This is a genomic window from Cohaesibacter gelatinilyticus (assembly GCF_900215605.1).
In the GTDB taxonomy this organism is placed as follows: domain Bacteria; phylum Pseudomonadota; class Alphaproteobacteria; order Rhizobiales; family Cohaesibacteraceae; genus Cohaesibacter; species Cohaesibacter gelatinilyticus.
In genome coordinates this window covers 1-11,552 of the sequence record NZ_OBEL01000011.1, presented here as the reverse complement: position 1 = coordinate 11,552, position 11,552 = coordinate 1, and the positions used below count along the sequence as shown (strand labels likewise).

Sequence of the window (11,552 nt, the reverse complement as noted above, 5' to 3'; positions counted from 1 at the left end):
TCACTCTCCGGCAGACGCAGAAGGTAAAGAGAAGGTCTGCGGGGTATCGCCAAACAGGCCATCTTTATTGGATTCCACAAGGCCATGCTCCACGATGTAGCGGCCTGAAACAGTTGGGAACTTACGGTCACCCGGATAAAGGCTGTATAGATACCCACCGCCCCTAATTTGGGCTTCCTCGGAAGTGGAGTAAGAGCGGCGCAATGTGTTGCCGTTTTTAAGACGCTCAAGCGCTCTAAGAACGTGCTTTGGATGACTGTTCTCTTTCACTTTCCATCTCCTTCCATTCTCTCAAATGCTGCCCACAGAACCAAAGGCCGGGCTTGCGATATTTGAAATTCACTTGGACCCCGAAAGATCCCCACTTCTCACAACCATCGGCCATGCACATATGTTTGAGGCGGTTGCCTTTGGCGTTGCGCGTCAGGCGCTTTTCGTGGTTTACCCTCACTCTCCCGCCTTCTTTGTCTTCAGCAGGTTCGCAATGGCTTGCTGGGCCTCTTCAAGCTCTTTCAGCATGGCTGGTTCACTCTCACCTTTTGCTATCTCTGCAATGGCTTCACCCATTTCCTTGATGGCTTGGCGGGTGCGTTCTTCGTGTGATCCTGCTTCGCCTGTAGGCTTGTCGGTCAGTTCCTTCTCAAACAGTCCCGCGATATATTCGAGCGGGGACAGGTCGCCAGACTTCCGCATCAGATCGATCATCACATCAATAGGCATGAAGGTCTGTGGGTGGTGTGGGCTGTAATAGGTCGCTAGCATTTGCAAGGAAACACGGCTTGCCGCAGCAGCCCTTTTCAGAAATCCAAACGCGTCAACAAGGTCTAATGTGGCCGCTTTCAAGCCGCGATATATCTTCTCTTCAAAAACGCGCATTGAAATATTCCTTAATCTTCAAGATGCCTTTTGGACCGGCCTGTCTTAAATTCTCATCAGGTCAGAAAGCACCGCCGCAACGGCTTTCTGGCTGGTCAAAAAATGGGGGCAGATCTTGTGTTGTGGTCTGCCCCCAAGTCGCTTGCGCCTTTCCCTTTCGCGCAAGTTCGGGAGATAAGCGGGTCTACCAAACGCCCTGGTAGACCCTCACAGACAGCGACGAAGCAGGAGGAAGCCTCGAAGGGTAAACCCTGTCTGTGTGTTGATTGGTGAGCCATGACCGCCTGTTAGGCCGAAGAATGGTCCGCCACCCACCAACCAAAAGGAATTACTTGTTTTGTTCGCGATGAACTTGAAACGCATGGGCAAGAATGATCACCACCGCCACAAGGGTCAGAGCGCCAACGGATTGGCAGACGAGAACAAACAATTCACGAAATGCGATATCCATCTCTCACTCTCCAATGCTTTGGAGGACATAGCCGCGCTCTTCGCAAAACGTGTCTGGAAGCGCACCAAGCTCAGAGAGATAGTCACCAAGATCATCCCAGCCATAGACAGCCAAAGCCGCAAAACAGACGCCGATGATCAGGGCATCAATCAAAAATCTCTTCATGCTGCGCTCCTATTCGGCTGGCTCGGCAAAAAGATCGGAAATCTTGATCTTCTTGCGGCGCGCTGCCTTTTTCACTTCATCCCATCGCCAGTGTGGAATGCGGTCTTTATCCCGCCATCCCTGTATCGTCGTTGGGTGCTTGTGGCCCAAGGCTCTGGCCATCGCCGACAAGCCTCCGAACCGTTCAACAATGTTCCGAACGTTTTTCATAGTCTATAAATTACACATATCGTAATTTTAATCAAGGCAAAAAATAAAATAAATTCCGCTTTTCGTCAGTTACAGGGAATAAGGCAATTACGATAATGCCCGCCATGAGAGATTGGATTGGAAAACGCTTGAAAAGCCTCGGCAAAACCAAAGGTGCTTTATCTGAGCATCTTGGGGTTGCCCCTGCCCGCATGACAGAATTGTCAAAAGGCAACCGGCAGCTTCAGAGCAATGAAATAATGCCATTTGCCGAATTTCTGGAAATGGACCCAATGCAAGTTTTATCGATGCTGTCCGATCCCAACGCATCCGTTGATCAGATTAAAGAAATTGGCGGTGCGGTCGTTGAGATGGTTGGGCTGGAACCTGTACAGAACAAGAAAAGCCTGATTCCCATCCGTGGCGAAGTGGCTGCGGGCGTCTGGAAACAAGTAGATGAGCTTTATCAAGGCGTCGAAGGTCTGAATGAATTTGCCGATCTGGTGACCGTACCAGGCTACCCGGAAGACCAGCAATTCGCCTTGCGTGTGGTTGGTCATAGCTTGAATCTGATAGCGCCAGAAGGATCAACCCTGCACTGCGTGAGCCATATCAATGGCGGGGCTTGGGATATATTGGAAGGCGAACTGGTCATCATCCAGCACACCAAATTTCAAGGCCAGATGATTGAGAACACGGCCAAGCGCATCAGGCAAGGCGCGGATGGCTGGGAACTTTGCCCGGAAAGCAATCATCCAGATTTCCAGAAGCCCTTGAAGGTTGCAGATTTCACACATGATGATTGCGATGATGAGATCCGGGTTCTGGCCAAGGTGATAGGAATCAATCGCAAGCCTTGATTCCACTTGCTAATTCAGCAATTGCCCCAAGTATCTGGGGCAGGCCCAATATCCATGATCGAGCGACCGTTTTTGCCCGCTTCTGCCAATTCGCAACGGAACACATGCACTAGGTTGCCCATAGCCTCTTCTGACGTTTTGCCTTGTGCGGCTATATCAACCTCAAGGCATTGCGCAAAAAACATTTTATCGCCCTTCAGGATGGCAACGTGAATTTGTTCAAGCATAAGACTTCTCCTAATTAAGACTAGAACAGAACAAAAACACAGCCAGATCTAGTCTCTTGGAGTCTACTTGCGAATCAGGCAAAATAAAAGCCGGTACATGGTTAGATGTACCGGCTTTAAACCAACAGCAGTCAGCTAGGCTGCGTCGTGAATTCACCACACTATCCTGACGGATTTTGTGGGAGGCGTCAATGCCTCGCTGGCTCTTTTCAAAAAGAAAGGCCAGCATATGGCTATAATCCACCCGTTGACAGGGGTAGAACTAAATGATGTTGAAGTCGAGCGCAAGTCGCTTAATTTTGACGAAGCGGTAACCGCGCATCTAATGCGCATGAAGGGCGTCAAATACAATATCGTCGCCCAACATCTCGGAACCAACACCCACCGATTGGGTGAGATTTTCCGGGAAGAGGTTCATATAGGCTCCAAGGAAGCTGCCTCCCGACTCCTTGCTATCGCCGCAGAATAATCCACTAAACCCGCCGATTCAGTTTGGCGGGTTTTTCTTTGTCTAAAAATAAAATTACGATTACTGTTATTTTTTGATTGACTTATAAATTACGATATGTGTAATATACTTTCATCAACGAACGACGAACCCAAGTAGGAGAGTTGATATGTAGACCGCAGCGCGGGGCGCGCAGATTTTTGCATACGACACTGAAAACGGTTCCTGAGCATGAACACAAAAGGCTCATACTTAGCGGAGATGGAAGATGAAAAACGGCACCAGAAAGATTGTTGAAGATCATGCAGCAAAGATCCTTGAAGCCCTTGAGGGCAAAGGTCTTGATGGTGTCCACAACATCAACAGCAGCAAGGCAGACACAGCAGAAGAGAATATCGCTCTCATGCGTGTTCTGAATGACCTGCACATTGAAGTGATTGCTGATGTGGCTGGTGTGACCGTTGACATGACGGGCTGTGGAAGCATGGCCGAGGCTGGCGACTGGAAAGACAACCTGCAAGCCGAAATTGACGAGCGCTTTCTGACAGACATGGAGAAAGCAGCCAAGGAAATGGGCGGCAACAGCGACCCATACGCAGAACATCGCCTGACAGCCCATGATTTAGGCCTAGAAGCAGCGGAGTAAGAGAGATGCTCATGACAACAAACGTACACAACGTCACCAGCGTCGAGCTTGTTGGGTGTGACTTGAATAATTCAGGTTCTCGGACACTAGCAATCACTTGCGATGACGGCTCAACCTTTGAAATCGGCCTCTTCGGAGAAACGGCAGCCCTAGAAAACCTGCCCAAATCCGCAACATTCCGCGACTTCACTGACGTTGAAGTCAACCTGTTTGAAGAGGTCGAATAACCCATTCCCCGGCAAGGCATTCACCCTAACCGCACTCCTGAGACAACCAGCCTTGTCGGGGAAACCAATTCACTCCCCGTAGAAAAGGCGGTCCTGTAGAGCCAAGAACAGCAGGACCGCCAGAAAGGGACAATATGACCAAGATAGATGACGGTGGCCCAGCATTTCCGCCTCACCACAATCCAGAGACGCATGCAAGCGGGATGACCTTGCGCGATTGGTTTGCGGGGCAAGCTTTGGTGGCTGTGCTGGGTCTAGGGTTGAAGAGCGAGCAAGCGGATGAAATGGGCATTGCCTCGATCTCATATCAAGTTGCCGACGCAATGTTGAAAGAGCGAGGTTCATCATGATCATTCGTGACCTTCTAGCCCTCGGCTCTCTCATCACCTTCATGACCATGCTCTACACATGGATTTCCGTTTTTACCGCAGGTAATTGATATGGCAAAGCAAAGCAACCAAGCATATTTCGACAAAACCGGAACTGAATTTGTCGTAGACCACATCGTTGATCAGACAGCTTACGTTCGCCCAATGGTTAAGATCTTGGGCCAGACACGCGGTTATGAAGGTGAGGTCTATGAGGACGAGTTTACCGAGCCTGCTAGCTACCTTGTCACCATGCCTGCCGATGACCTTTTTAATTCTCCACCTGTTGCTGTTGTCGATGCTGAACTTGAAGCAAAAAAAGCAGAGCTAGAAGAGCTGCGAAAAGACGCGAGGCAGGTAGTCGCAGATTTGAAACGCGAACAATCTAAAGCCGAGCAAGAACTTGCCGCCGCTAAACGCGATCTTGAAAAATGGATGAAAAGTCATCGCGTAATGATTGATCTTGGCAAGCTTCTTGATGGGGAGATTTTATACCCGCTCTCGGTGAGACAAAATCCTTATCACAGGGGAAGGGAAATACCGCAGATCCCCGATATGCGAGACATGAGATTTCTTTCAATCCACTCCGGAAATTTCGAAAGCGGTCAAAAGTGGATCAAAGAAGAATACGCACGGGACACTTACGGAAGTCCTTTCCGGTTTTTTGATACCGAAGACGAGCGCAACGCGGTGATTAAGGAAGAATTTGACTCTGCATGTGAGCAATTCCGGAAAGCCCCAGATTTTGAAACCGCAAGCTGGACAACAGGCACTGATCTTAATTTCGGTACGTTGCTGCAATGGGTCAAAGCGCACCCTGCCCTTTGCATCCCAGACGATATCCAAAAAATGAAAATGGTTAACGATGCCACTCTAGCCGAAGAACACAAGGCAAAGCTGAGAGCTGAGTTAGAAGCTATTGAGGGGAATTGATATGACTGAACAGGCAGACGCGACAAGCCAACTTTATGCTGCATTGGCAAAACTACAAAAGGTCGTCAAAGACCCGGAGAAAACAAAAACTGCAAACGCTGGTCAATATTCATTCAAATATGCTGACTTGGTGGATGTTTTGAATGTGGCGCGGGATGCAATGCCTGAGCTGGGTTTGGTACTGTTCCAAAAAACCAAAATAAGTGATGGCATGTTGATTGTCGTGACGACTGTTGCCCATCTATCAGGGGCTAGCGAGTCATCTGATTATCCTGTTTGCGATGTCAAAGAAAAGCCTCAAATAAAAGGCGCAGCAACCACTTATGCCCGGCGCTATGCGGCCTCTATTGCCCTTGGGATCAGCTCTGTTGATGACAGCGATTATCAAGGCGCCAGTGTTGCCCGTCTCTCATCCAGCCGCGCAAACCAGGTATTGAACGTAAAGTTCCTTCAAGCCGAGATTGACGAAGCTGACCATAAGAAACTGGACAGGATTGATGATGAGTTGCGCGGCCCTCTCTCTATCCTTCCCGTGAAGTGGATTCTTGCCATCAAGGACCGAATGGAAACCCGCCGTGATGAGCTGGACAAGGCAGACTATGGCGAGAATGGCGAAGAGCTTTTCGAGAACCCGGATAACCCGCAGAGATAGCCATGACAATAGCAATGCGATGGAATGGAGAAGCGTTGGAGCCAACAAGCCATACAGAGGCAAAATGCCAGGAAAGCTTTGAGGCAAACCGGGTCTATGCAGTGGATGTAATAGATGCCAGATCACAAGCAGCCCATAGCCGATTTTTCGCGGTGGTCAATGAGCTTTGGCACAATCTGCCAGAACGCATGATGCACGACTACCCAACAAGCGAGCATTTGCGCAAACGAGGCTTGGTAGAAACAGGGTTTTGCACCGAACAAGTGCATGTCTGCAAGACCAAGGCAGAGGCACAACGCACCGCTGCTCTGATCAGAAGCATACATGAATATTCCATCGTGATTGCAAGTGAAAATGTCGTGAAAATCTACGCCCCGATGACACAAAGAATATCGGAAATGGGGTCAAAACAATTCTACCAGTCCGCCCAACAGGTCGAAGGCTGGATACGTAATTTGATTGATACTGAATATAAGGAGCTGACGTGATGAGTGAGATTGAAATCAAGGCCTGCCCGTTCTGTGGCGGCAAAGGGCATATTAGCCGAGATCACTGCCCAGATGACACGGGCATATTTTACTCAATCAAATGCGGGTCATGCGGCGCAAAGTCTGGTGAAAAGTACGCTAGCCATGGGAATGATTGCGGCCTTCTATTTCAAGAAGTTCGCGACCTTTGGAACAATCGCCCATTAGAAAACAACAAAGATACTCGCATAGCCAATCTGGAAGCAGAGAATAAGCGCTTGCGTGAGGTTTTGGAGAAGAATTCCGCAGCGCTCAATCTACTGGCAACAGACTACGATAAAGAACACAAAATCAAGTTTTCAGATGATTGGGCTGAATACGGGACGCTATCGATTTCTCAGATCCTTGACGAAGCAGACGGCGCTCTCTCCAAGGGAGGGCAGTAAGATGGAATCCAAGTTATCGAAATTCTTTGATGATGCCATAATGGAGGCAACATGCGCGGTTCTGGAATACCCGCAGCCGTGCAAAATCCCTCCTATCCCGAAACTGGCTGAAGAATGCGGAGAAGCTATCCAGGCAGCAAACAAATGCATTGAAGGCAAGGGAAGCCTTGAAGCTGTTCGCGGTGAGCTGGTCCAGACAGTTGCAGTCATTATCCGGCTTTACCTCGAAGGCGACGAGACGCTTGGCCTTCCTCCTGTCTCCACTGTTGACCTGATGGGAGATGAGCATGACTCCTAAGCGTAAGAGGATTTGGGATAAGACGGGCGGCAAGTGCTGGTATTGCGGCAATGATCTCCCTGAGAAGGGCTGGCATGCAGATCATGTTGAGCCGGTCATTCGAGTTACTGAGCTGGCTAGGAAAAATCCTGACTGCCCAGACCAAGCATGGAAGCCTGAGCGAGAGCGTGAGGACAACAAGGTTCCTGCCTGCTCAAAGTGCAATCTCTACAAGTCCACTCACAGCGTTGAGGAGTTCAGGGAGCTACTGCAAAGGCAAGTCGAGCTGGCAAGGAAGGCAAGCGTCAACTTCCGCAATGCAGAGCGCTTTGGCCTGATCACGGTCAACGGAGTGAAAGTGACTTTCTACTTTGAAACTATGGAGTCCTCTCATGGCTGAGAATAGCAACATCGAGTGGAGACCGATTGAAACAGCCCCCAAGGATGGAACGGTTATTGATGTTCTGCTTTGGGGTACGTCTCGTATGCCCAATGTTCAGTGGGGCATGACCGATGGAATGGCCGTGGACATAGAGACATGGATTGATACCTTTTCCGCGATGCCTGTTTGGGGACCGAGCGAAAGCCCTGAAATCGTCACTCACTGGCTACCTATACCGCCAGCCCCTCATGCTTTTCCAGATGGGGAGGGCGTGTAGATGGGTGCATATGAGACATGCGGGAAAAGTGACGACTGGTACACGCCTAAGTACATCTTTGATGCTTTGAACATTCAGTTTGATTTGGATGTTGCTAGCCCTGCTGAAGGGCCGCGCTATGTACCAGCGGTAGACTTCTACACCAAGCAAGACAATGGCTTGGCCCAGCGGTGGTACGGAACTGTCTGGATGAACCCGCCTTTCGGCCACCAGTCTACTAAGCGAAAATGGCTCACTAAGTTTTTTGAGCATGGCGATGGAATAGCTCTCATGCCGGATAGAACAAGCGCCCCATGGTGGCAAGAATTTGCCCCAAAATCGGAAGCAATCCTGTTTGTCAGCCCAAAGGTGAAGTTTGAGAGGCCGGATGGCTCATTGGGTGAGCAACCCGGATCTGGAACCGTGCTTATGGCTCTAGGGCAAGAAGCAACAGATGCGCTGCATTCTGCTGCTTGCTTGGGCGTGTTGCTCGAACCTTCGAAGAAAGGAGGCCAGTCATGATCATAGCAGAGGCAACAACCAAGTCAGGAAAACTGGTTCAGGTGGATGAGCGCAAACGAGAGGATCGAAGCGAGTATTACCCGCTTGAGTATTTTGTCTTGGTCGACGGGCAAGACCTTCATGATTTTCCACACAATCGGGAAAGTGTTGCTCTTCCCTTCTTCCAAGCCTGTCAGGAGGGCTGCGAGCAATGAGAGGAGCTGTAATTGAAAAAGAGGCTAACGCCTTCGCAATGGAACTACTAATGCCTGAGGCCTTTCTGAGAGAGGATATCGGGCAGGATGGTATCGACGTTTGCGATGAGGTTGCCGTAGCCAAGCTCGCCAAAAAGTATCAAGTGCCAGTGAATGTTATGGCTGGGCGCTTGGTTGACCTGCACTTCAATGCGAAGGAGCTGGGAGATGAGAGATAGAGAAGCCCTGATAGAGCGCATTGCGAAAGGCATGGCTGAGTTTGCCCAAGATCCGGAAATGGAGACTTGCACTGATGCGATAGAGTTTGTTCTGAAAGCCATAGAGGAAGATCACCTGATCATTCCAAAAAGAACTGTATCAGATAAACCTCTTCCAGATCTGTCAAATGCATTCGTAGAGCATGAAGCCCCGGAAGATAGCTTTATCAGAGATTCAGAGATTGCATGCCCTGCATGTGGTGGATCTGGCCATAAGGATGATATTTCGCCAATGGCCATTGCCAGTCTTGCAAAGCCTCTTGAGTGGATTGATGAAAGCGTTAGATGGGGCAGACCTACCTACAAAGCAAAAGGCTTGCCGATTGTCTTACGCAAAACCTCAGATTTACTGCGTTGGGAGTTTGTGACTGAATACGCTACTCACTTCATATCGGTAAACGAAGCGGATTTTGATGAGGCAGTGATAGCAGCAGACAAGCACTATCGTGCTGAATTGGCAAAGCACTTTGACAGGGAGGGCCAGTGATGCAGCCAGCAATCCCAACCGGCCACCCCTATCCCTACCCAAGCGAGATAGAGGCCCTGAAAATCAAGCGCGCCCGAATCTTGCTTCAACCTAAGTTTGGATATCCAGACCGTAGAAAAGAGCTGCAAGCGCTTACCACAAGGCTATTACAAGAGGAATTGCGCAATGAGTAGCAGAATAGCACCTCTCCCCAGCCCGATCATGAAAGGCCAGCGTAAAAGGCCAAGAAAGTGCAACAAGGATAATCTCGTTGCCATTCGTGAGCTACCCTGCATCCTTACTGGTGTATGGCCTGTAGAAGCCGCTCATTTGCGATCTGGTTGCCTTGGATTGGGCAAGCGGGACACCGGCATGCAGGAAAAGCCGGACGATGCCTATGTGGTCCCTTTGTCACCAGCAAAGCACCGGGAACAGCATTCCATGAATGAGATTGAGTTCTGGAAAGCACACGGTTTCGAGTGGCGGGATATAGTCGCAATAGCACAAGCACTCTACCAGCACCGCAACGATCTGGAAGCACGGCACGTTATTATTCAGGAGGCAAGACGATGGCAGTCGGATTAATAATACTGTTTGTGCCTTTCTATTGGGGCACTATTTATCTGTGGCTGGAAGCATGGAAATCATACAAGATGGGGGATCGTCTCGGTGTGAGAATGGCGCTAGCGTCCTCCTTGGTTGGCCTCATCCCATCACTTGCAGGCATTGCTCTGCTTGTCGAAGCAAGTACAGGAGGCCCCTCTTGATAACTGGGAAACCCTTTACCACCAAAACACTTGCCGCCCGTTGGGGCTGCTCTGAAAGCCATATTCGCAACCTTTGCGGAAAAAACGAGTTGCCTCATTTCCGTGTAGGCGGAAAGCTTGTCCGTATTTCTCAAGAGGCTGTCAGGAGGTACGAATGCCAGAATACAAACTTGGAACACTCAGAGGACGATATGTCGTCCAATGGCGAGAAGGCGGAACCCGCCGCCGATATCGGCTGTTTGGCACGCATGAAAAAGAAAGCAGGAAAGAGGCACTAGCAAGGCTGGAACAATTCAAGCGAGAATCCAGCCTCAAGGCAGATCCGACCGTAGCAGAGCTATGGGAAGCTTATAGCAAGGAAAAGACCGGTAGGCGCGTTGTCGATGCCATGAAGTCCGAATGGAAGGTGATGGAAACAAGCTTTGGTCATATCAAGGCTGACAAGGTGTCAACAGACGATTGCCGCAAGCATATCAAGCAAAGAAGAGAGGCGGGAATAAAAGACGGGACGATTTGGACAGAGCTAGGCCATTTGCGCACAGTTCTGAATTGGGCAAAGAAGCATGATATCATTAGACATGCACCACCCATCGAGCGGCCACCAAAGCCAGCGCCAAAAGACCGCTTCTTGACACAAGCCGAATGTCAGAAGCTTATCGATGCAGCCCAGACGCACCATATCAAGCTGGCAATCATTCTCTTGCTGTCAACGGCAAGCAGAATCACCGCTTTGTTGGAGCTGACTTGGGATCGCGTTGACTTCGAGCAAGGCCACATCAATCTGAAGGTGGACGCAGAAGGCCCAAGGAAAGGGCGCGCAACGGTGCCCATGAATGCCGGAGCAAGAGCGGCCCTGCAACATGCAAAGACCGGCGCACTATCCGACTATGTGATCGAGTGGAATGGACAGCCGATCAAATGCATAAAGACGGGCTTTAAGAAAGCCTGCAAACTGGCTGAGCTGGAAGGGGTAACGCCTCACACATTGCGCCATACCGCCGCCGTTCATTTGGCAGGGGCAGGAATCGAAATGACCAAGATAAGCCAATATCTGGGTCACTCCAACACATCAGTAACCGAAAAAGTCTATGCCCGTTATGCGCCAGACCATCTAAGGCAAGAAGCGGACATACTGGATTTCACAAGCGTAAGAAAGGTAACAGGATGAATGATAACACATGGCGCCCAATCGCAACCGCGCCGAAAGATAAGAGCTGGTTCTTGGCTTTCGAGCCACCAAGCGCATATTACAGCTGCTCTATTGAAGTTGCAGGTGATGAGCTTTTATTCAGCAGTGATTGTGGGCAACCTGTTTGCTGGAGCCCTGAGCCAACACACTGGAAGCCACTAGATAAACCACCAACAATCTAAAACAGGTTCAATTGAACCCGCAAGCCATCCGCATTTTTCTAGCTAAGTTATTGAAAAGAATGGTAGGCCCGGAGGGACTTGAACCCCCAACCAGACCGTTATGAG

Annotated in this window: 25 protein-coding genes and 1 pseudogene; 20 read left to right on the top strand and 6 right to left on the bottom strand. The window is 49.9% G+C overall.

Annotation, left to right across the window (positions count from 1 at the left end; genetic code table 11):
* The 5 genes from CRO57_RS24440 to CRO57_RS24850 form a co-directional block, all read right to left on the bottom strand.
* Nucleotides 1-270, bottom strand: coding sequence for a hypothetical protein (locus CRO57_RS24440; RefSeq protein ID WP_141401329.1), 270 nt, complete (start codon nt 268-270; stop codon nt 1-3).
* Nucleotides 271-447: 177 nt separating this feature from the next.
* On the bottom strand, nt 448-876 hold the full coding sequence (locus tag CRO57_RS23970; protein WP_097156072.1) for a hypothetical protein: 429 nt from the start codon (nt 874-876) through the stop codon (nt 448-450).
* A 328-nt stretch (nt 877-1,204) separates the two neighbouring features.
* On the bottom strand, nt 1,205-1,327 hold the full coding sequence (locus CRO57_RS25280; RefSeq protein ID WP_280176213.1) for a hypothetical protein: 123 nt from the start codon (nt 1,325-1,327) through the stop codon (nt 1,205-1,207).
* Nucleotides 1,328-1,330: 3 nt separating this feature from the next.
* Complete coding sequence (locus CRO57_RS24855; RefSeq protein ID WP_170956241.1) at nt 1,331-1,492, bottom strand: hypothetical protein; 162 nt, start codon at nt 1,490-1,492, stop codon at nt 1,331-1,333.
* A 9-nt stretch (nt 1,493-1,501) separates the two neighbouring features.
* Entirely contained in the window at nt 1,502-1,702 is a 201-nt protein-coding gene (locus tag CRO57_RS24850) for a carph-isopro domain-containing protein (RefSeq protein ID WP_425291303.1), read from the bottom strand.
* Nucleotides 1,703-1,797: 95 nt separating this feature from the next.
* On the opposite strand from CRO57_RS24850, the gene CRO57_RS23965 reads away from it, so the two are divergent.
* The gene (locus CRO57_RS23965) at nt 1,798-2,541 is read left to right on the top strand and encodes a LexA family protein (RefSeq protein ID WP_097156071.1); all 744 of its coding nucleotides are present in this window, start codon (nt 1,798-1,800) and stop codon (nt 2,539-2,541) included.
* A 14-nt stretch (nt 2,542-2,555) separates the two neighbouring features.
* Here the strand turns inward: CRO57_RS23965 and CRO57_RS23960 are convergent, their stop codons facing one another.
* Nucleotides 2,556-2,768 carry a hypothetical protein gene (locus CRO57_RS23960; RefSeq protein WP_097156070.1) on the bottom strand — a complete coding sequence of 71 codons (213 nt, stop codon included), beginning with the start codon at nt 2,766-2,768 and terminating at the stop codon, nt 2,556-2,558.
* Between the two features lie 229 nt (nt 2,769-2,997).
* On the opposite strand from CRO57_RS23960, the gene CRO57_RS23955 reads away from it, so the two are divergent.
* From CRO57_RS23955 to CRO57_RS23870, 19 genes and pseudogenes are all read left to right on the top strand, one after another.
* Entirely contained in the window at nt 2,998-3,237 is a 240-nt protein-coding gene (locus CRO57_RS23955; RefSeq protein WP_097156069.1) for a hypothetical protein, read from the top strand.
* 247 nt (nt 3,238-3,484) lie between these two features.
* On the top strand, nt 3,485-3,862 hold the full coding sequence (locus CRO57_RS23950; RefSeq protein ID WP_097156068.1) for a hypothetical protein: 378 nt from the start codon (nt 3,485-3,487) through the stop codon (nt 3,860-3,862).
* 11 nt (nt 3,863-3,873) lie between these two features.
* Nucleotides 3,874-4,089: a hypothetical protein gene (locus CRO57_RS23945; RefSeq protein ID WP_097156067.1), complete on the top strand. Its 216-nt coding sequence runs from the start codon at nt 3,874-3,876 to the stop codon at nt 4,087-4,089.
* Between the two features lie 134 nt (nt 4,090-4,223).
* Nucleotides 4,224-4,439, top strand: a complete 216-nt coding sequence (locus CRO57_RS23940) for a hypothetical protein (RefSeq protein WP_097156066.1) — start codon at nt 4,224-4,226, stop codon at nt 4,437-4,439.
* A 90-nt stretch (nt 4,440-4,529) separates the two neighbouring features.
* On the top strand, nt 4,530-5,390 hold the full coding sequence (locus CRO57_RS23935) for a hypothetical protein (RefSeq protein ID WP_097156065.1): 861 nt from the start codon (nt 4,530-4,532) through the stop codon (nt 5,388-5,390).
* Between the two features lies 1 nt (nt 5,391).
* Entirely contained in the window at nt 5,392-6,042 is a 651-nt protein-coding gene (locus tag CRO57_RS23930) for an ERF family protein (RefSeq protein ID WP_097156064.1), read from the top strand.
* A gap of 2 nt (nt 6,043-6,044) precedes the next feature.
* A complete protein-coding gene (locus CRO57_RS23925; protein WP_097156063.1) occupies nt 6,045-6,530 on the top strand; it encodes a hypothetical protein in 486 nt (161 codons plus the stop codon).
* Nucleotides 6,530-6,955: a Lar family restriction alleviation protein gene (locus CRO57_RS23920; RefSeq protein WP_097156062.1), complete on the top strand. Its 426-nt coding sequence runs from the start codon at nt 6,530-6,532 to the stop codon at nt 6,953-6,955. The genes CRO57_RS23925 and CRO57_RS23920 overlap by 1 nt, the downstream gene beginning before the upstream one ends.
* 1 nt (nt 6,956) lies before the next feature.
* Entirely contained in the window at nt 6,957-7,253 is a 297-nt protein-coding gene (locus CRO57_RS23915; RefSeq protein WP_097156061.1) for a hypothetical protein, read from the top strand.
* Nucleotides 7,243-7,632 (top strand): HNH endonuclease, encoded by a 390-nt coding sequence (locus CRO57_RS23910; RefSeq protein WP_210201004.1) that lies wholly within the window; start codon nt 7,243-7,245, stop codon nt 7,630-7,632. The genes CRO57_RS23915 and CRO57_RS23910 overlap by 11 nt, the downstream gene beginning before the upstream one ends.
* Entirely contained in the window at nt 7,625-7,891 is a 267-nt protein-coding gene (locus CRO57_RS23905; protein WP_097156059.1) for a hypothetical protein, read from the top strand. Before CRO57_RS23910 ends, CRO57_RS23905 begins: the two co-directional genes overlap by 8 nt.
* Nucleotides 7,892-8,392, top strand: coding sequence for a DNA N-6-adenine-methyltransferase (locus CRO57_RS23900; protein ID WP_097156058.1), 501 nt, complete (start codon nt 7,892-7,894; stop codon nt 8,390-8,392).
* Nucleotides 8,389-8,586: a hypothetical protein gene (locus CRO57_RS23895; RefSeq protein ID WP_097156057.1), complete on the top strand. Its 198-nt coding sequence runs from the start codon at nt 8,389-8,391 to the stop codon at nt 8,584-8,586. The genes CRO57_RS23900 and CRO57_RS23895 overlap by 4 nt, the downstream gene beginning before the upstream one ends.
* On the top strand, nt 8,583-8,804 hold the full coding sequence (locus CRO57_RS23890; RefSeq protein ID WP_097156056.1) for an ImmA/IrrE family metallo-endopeptidase: 222 nt from the start codon (nt 8,583-8,585) through the stop codon (nt 8,802-8,804). The genes CRO57_RS23895 and CRO57_RS23890 overlap by 4 nt, the downstream gene beginning before the upstream one ends.
* Entirely contained in the window at nt 8,794-9,330 is a 537-nt protein-coding gene (locus tag CRO57_RS23885) for a hypothetical protein (RefSeq protein WP_097156055.1), read from the top strand. Before CRO57_RS23890 ends, CRO57_RS23885 begins: the two co-directional genes overlap by 11 nt.
* 165 nt (nt 9,331-9,495) lie before the next feature.
* On the top strand, nt 9,496-9,894 hold the full coding sequence (locus CRO57_RS23880; protein ID WP_097156054.1) for a hypothetical protein: 399 nt from the start codon (nt 9,496-9,498) through the stop codon (nt 9,892-9,894).
* The gene (locus CRO57_RS24845) at nt 9,879-10,076 is read left to right on the top strand and encodes a hypothetical protein (RefSeq protein ID WP_170956239.1); all 198 of its coding nucleotides are present in this window, start codon (nt 9,879-9,881) and stop codon (nt 10,074-10,076) included. Before CRO57_RS23880 ends, CRO57_RS24845 begins: the two co-directional genes overlap by 16 nt.
* Nucleotides 10,073-10,216 (top strand): annotated as a pseudogene (locus CRO57_RS25420) (helix-turn-helix domain-containing protein); the annotation flags it as partial. The gene CRO57_RS24845 and the pseudogene CRO57_RS25420, both read left to right, overlap by 4 nt.
* A 14-nt stretch (nt 10,217-10,230) precedes the next feature.
* Entirely contained in the window at nt 10,231-11,244 is a 1,014-nt protein-coding gene (locus CRO57_RS23870; protein ID WP_097156052.1) for a tyrosine-type recombinase/integrase, read from the top strand.
* Nucleotides 11,245-11,552 lie beyond the last annotated feature (308 nt).

Bases quoted from the DNA above. Each gene is read 5' to 3' on its own strand.
- CRO57_RS23970 (WP_097156072.1), bottom strand. From the start codon at position 876: ATGCGCGTTTTTGAAGAGAAGATATATCGCGGCTTGAAAGCGGCCACA.
- CRO57_RS25280 (WP_280176213.1), bottom strand. From the start codon at position 1,327: ATGGATATCGCATTTCGTGAATTGTTTGTTCTCGTCTGCCAATCCGTT.
- CRO57_RS24855 (WP_170956241.1), bottom strand. From the start codon at position 1,492: ATGAAGAGATTTTTGATTGATGCCCTGATCATCGGCGTCTGTTTTGCG.
- CRO57_RS24850 (WP_425291303.1), bottom strand. From the start codon at position 1,702: ATGAAAAACGTTCGGAACATTGTTGAACGGTTCGGAGGCTTGTCGGCG.
- CRO57_RS23965 (WP_097156071.1), top strand. From the start codon at position 1,798: ATGCCCGCCATGAGAGATTGGATTGGAAAACGCTTGAAAAGCCTCGGC.
- CRO57_RS23960 (WP_097156070.1), bottom strand. From the start codon at position 2,768: ATGCTTGAACAAATTCACGTTGCCATCCTGAAGGGCGATAAAATGTTT.
- CRO57_RS23955 (WP_097156069.1), top strand. From the start codon at position 2,998: ATGGCTATAATCCACCCGTTGACAGGGGTAGAACTAAATGATGTTGAA.
- CRO57_RS23950 (WP_097156068.1), top strand. From the start codon at position 3,485: ATGAAAAACGGCACCAGAAAGATTGTTGAAGATCATGCAGCAAAGATC.
- CRO57_RS23945 (WP_097156067.1), top strand. From the start codon at position 3,874: ATGACAACAAACGTACACAACGTCACCAGCGTCGAGCTTGTTGGGTGT.
- CRO57_RS23940 (WP_097156066.1), top strand. From the start codon at position 4,224: ATGACCAAGATAGATGACGGTGGCCCAGCATTTCCGCCTCACCACAAT.
- CRO57_RS23935 (WP_097156065.1), top strand. From the start codon at position 4,530: ATGGCAAAGCAAAGCAACCAAGCATATTTCGACAAAACCGGAACTGAA.
- CRO57_RS23930 (WP_097156064.1), top strand. From the start codon at position 5,392: ATGACTGAACAGGCAGACGCGACAAGCCAACTTTATGCTGCATTGGCA.
- CRO57_RS23925 (WP_097156063.1), top strand. From the start codon at position 6,045: ATGACAATAGCAATGCGATGGAATGGAGAAGCGTTGGAGCCAACAAGC.
- CRO57_RS23920 (WP_097156062.1), top strand. From the start codon at position 6,530: ATGAGTGAGATTGAAATCAAGGCCTGCCCGTTCTGTGGCGGCAAAGGG.
- CRO57_RS23915 (WP_097156061.1), top strand. From the start codon at position 6,957: ATGGAATCCAAGTTATCGAAATTCTTTGATGATGCCATAATGGAGGCA.
- CRO57_RS23910 (WP_210201004.1), top strand. From the start codon at position 7,243: ATGACTCCTAAGCGTAAGAGGATTTGGGATAAGACGGGCGGCAAGTGC.
- CRO57_RS23905 (WP_097156059.1), top strand. From the start codon at position 7,625: ATGGCTGAGAATAGCAACATCGAGTGGAGACCGATTGAAACAGCCCCC.
- CRO57_RS23900 (WP_097156058.1), top strand. From the start codon at position 7,892: ATGGGTGCATATGAGACATGCGGGAAAAGTGACGACTGGTACACGCCT.
- CRO57_RS23895 (WP_097156057.1), top strand. From the start codon at position 8,389: ATGATCATAGCAGAGGCAACAACCAAGTCAGGAAAACTGGTTCAGGTG.
- CRO57_RS23890 (WP_097156056.1), top strand. From the start codon at position 8,583: ATGAGAGGAGCTGTAATTGAAAAAGAGGCTAACGCCTTCGCAATGGAA.
- CRO57_RS23885 (WP_097156055.1), top strand. From the start codon at position 8,794: ATGAGAGATAGAGAAGCCCTGATAGAGCGCATTGCGAAAGGCATGGCT.
- CRO57_RS23880 (WP_097156054.1), top strand. From the start codon at position 9,496: ATGAGTAGCAGAATAGCACCTCTCCCCAGCCCGATCATGAAAGGCCAG.
- CRO57_RS24845 (WP_170956239.1), top strand. From the start codon at position 9,879: ATGGCAGTCGGATTAATAATACTGTTTGTGCCTTTCTATTGGGGCACT.
- CRO57_RS23870 (WP_097156052.1), top strand. From the start codon at position 10,231: ATGCCAGAATACAAACTTGGAACACTCAGAGGACGATATGTCGTCCAA.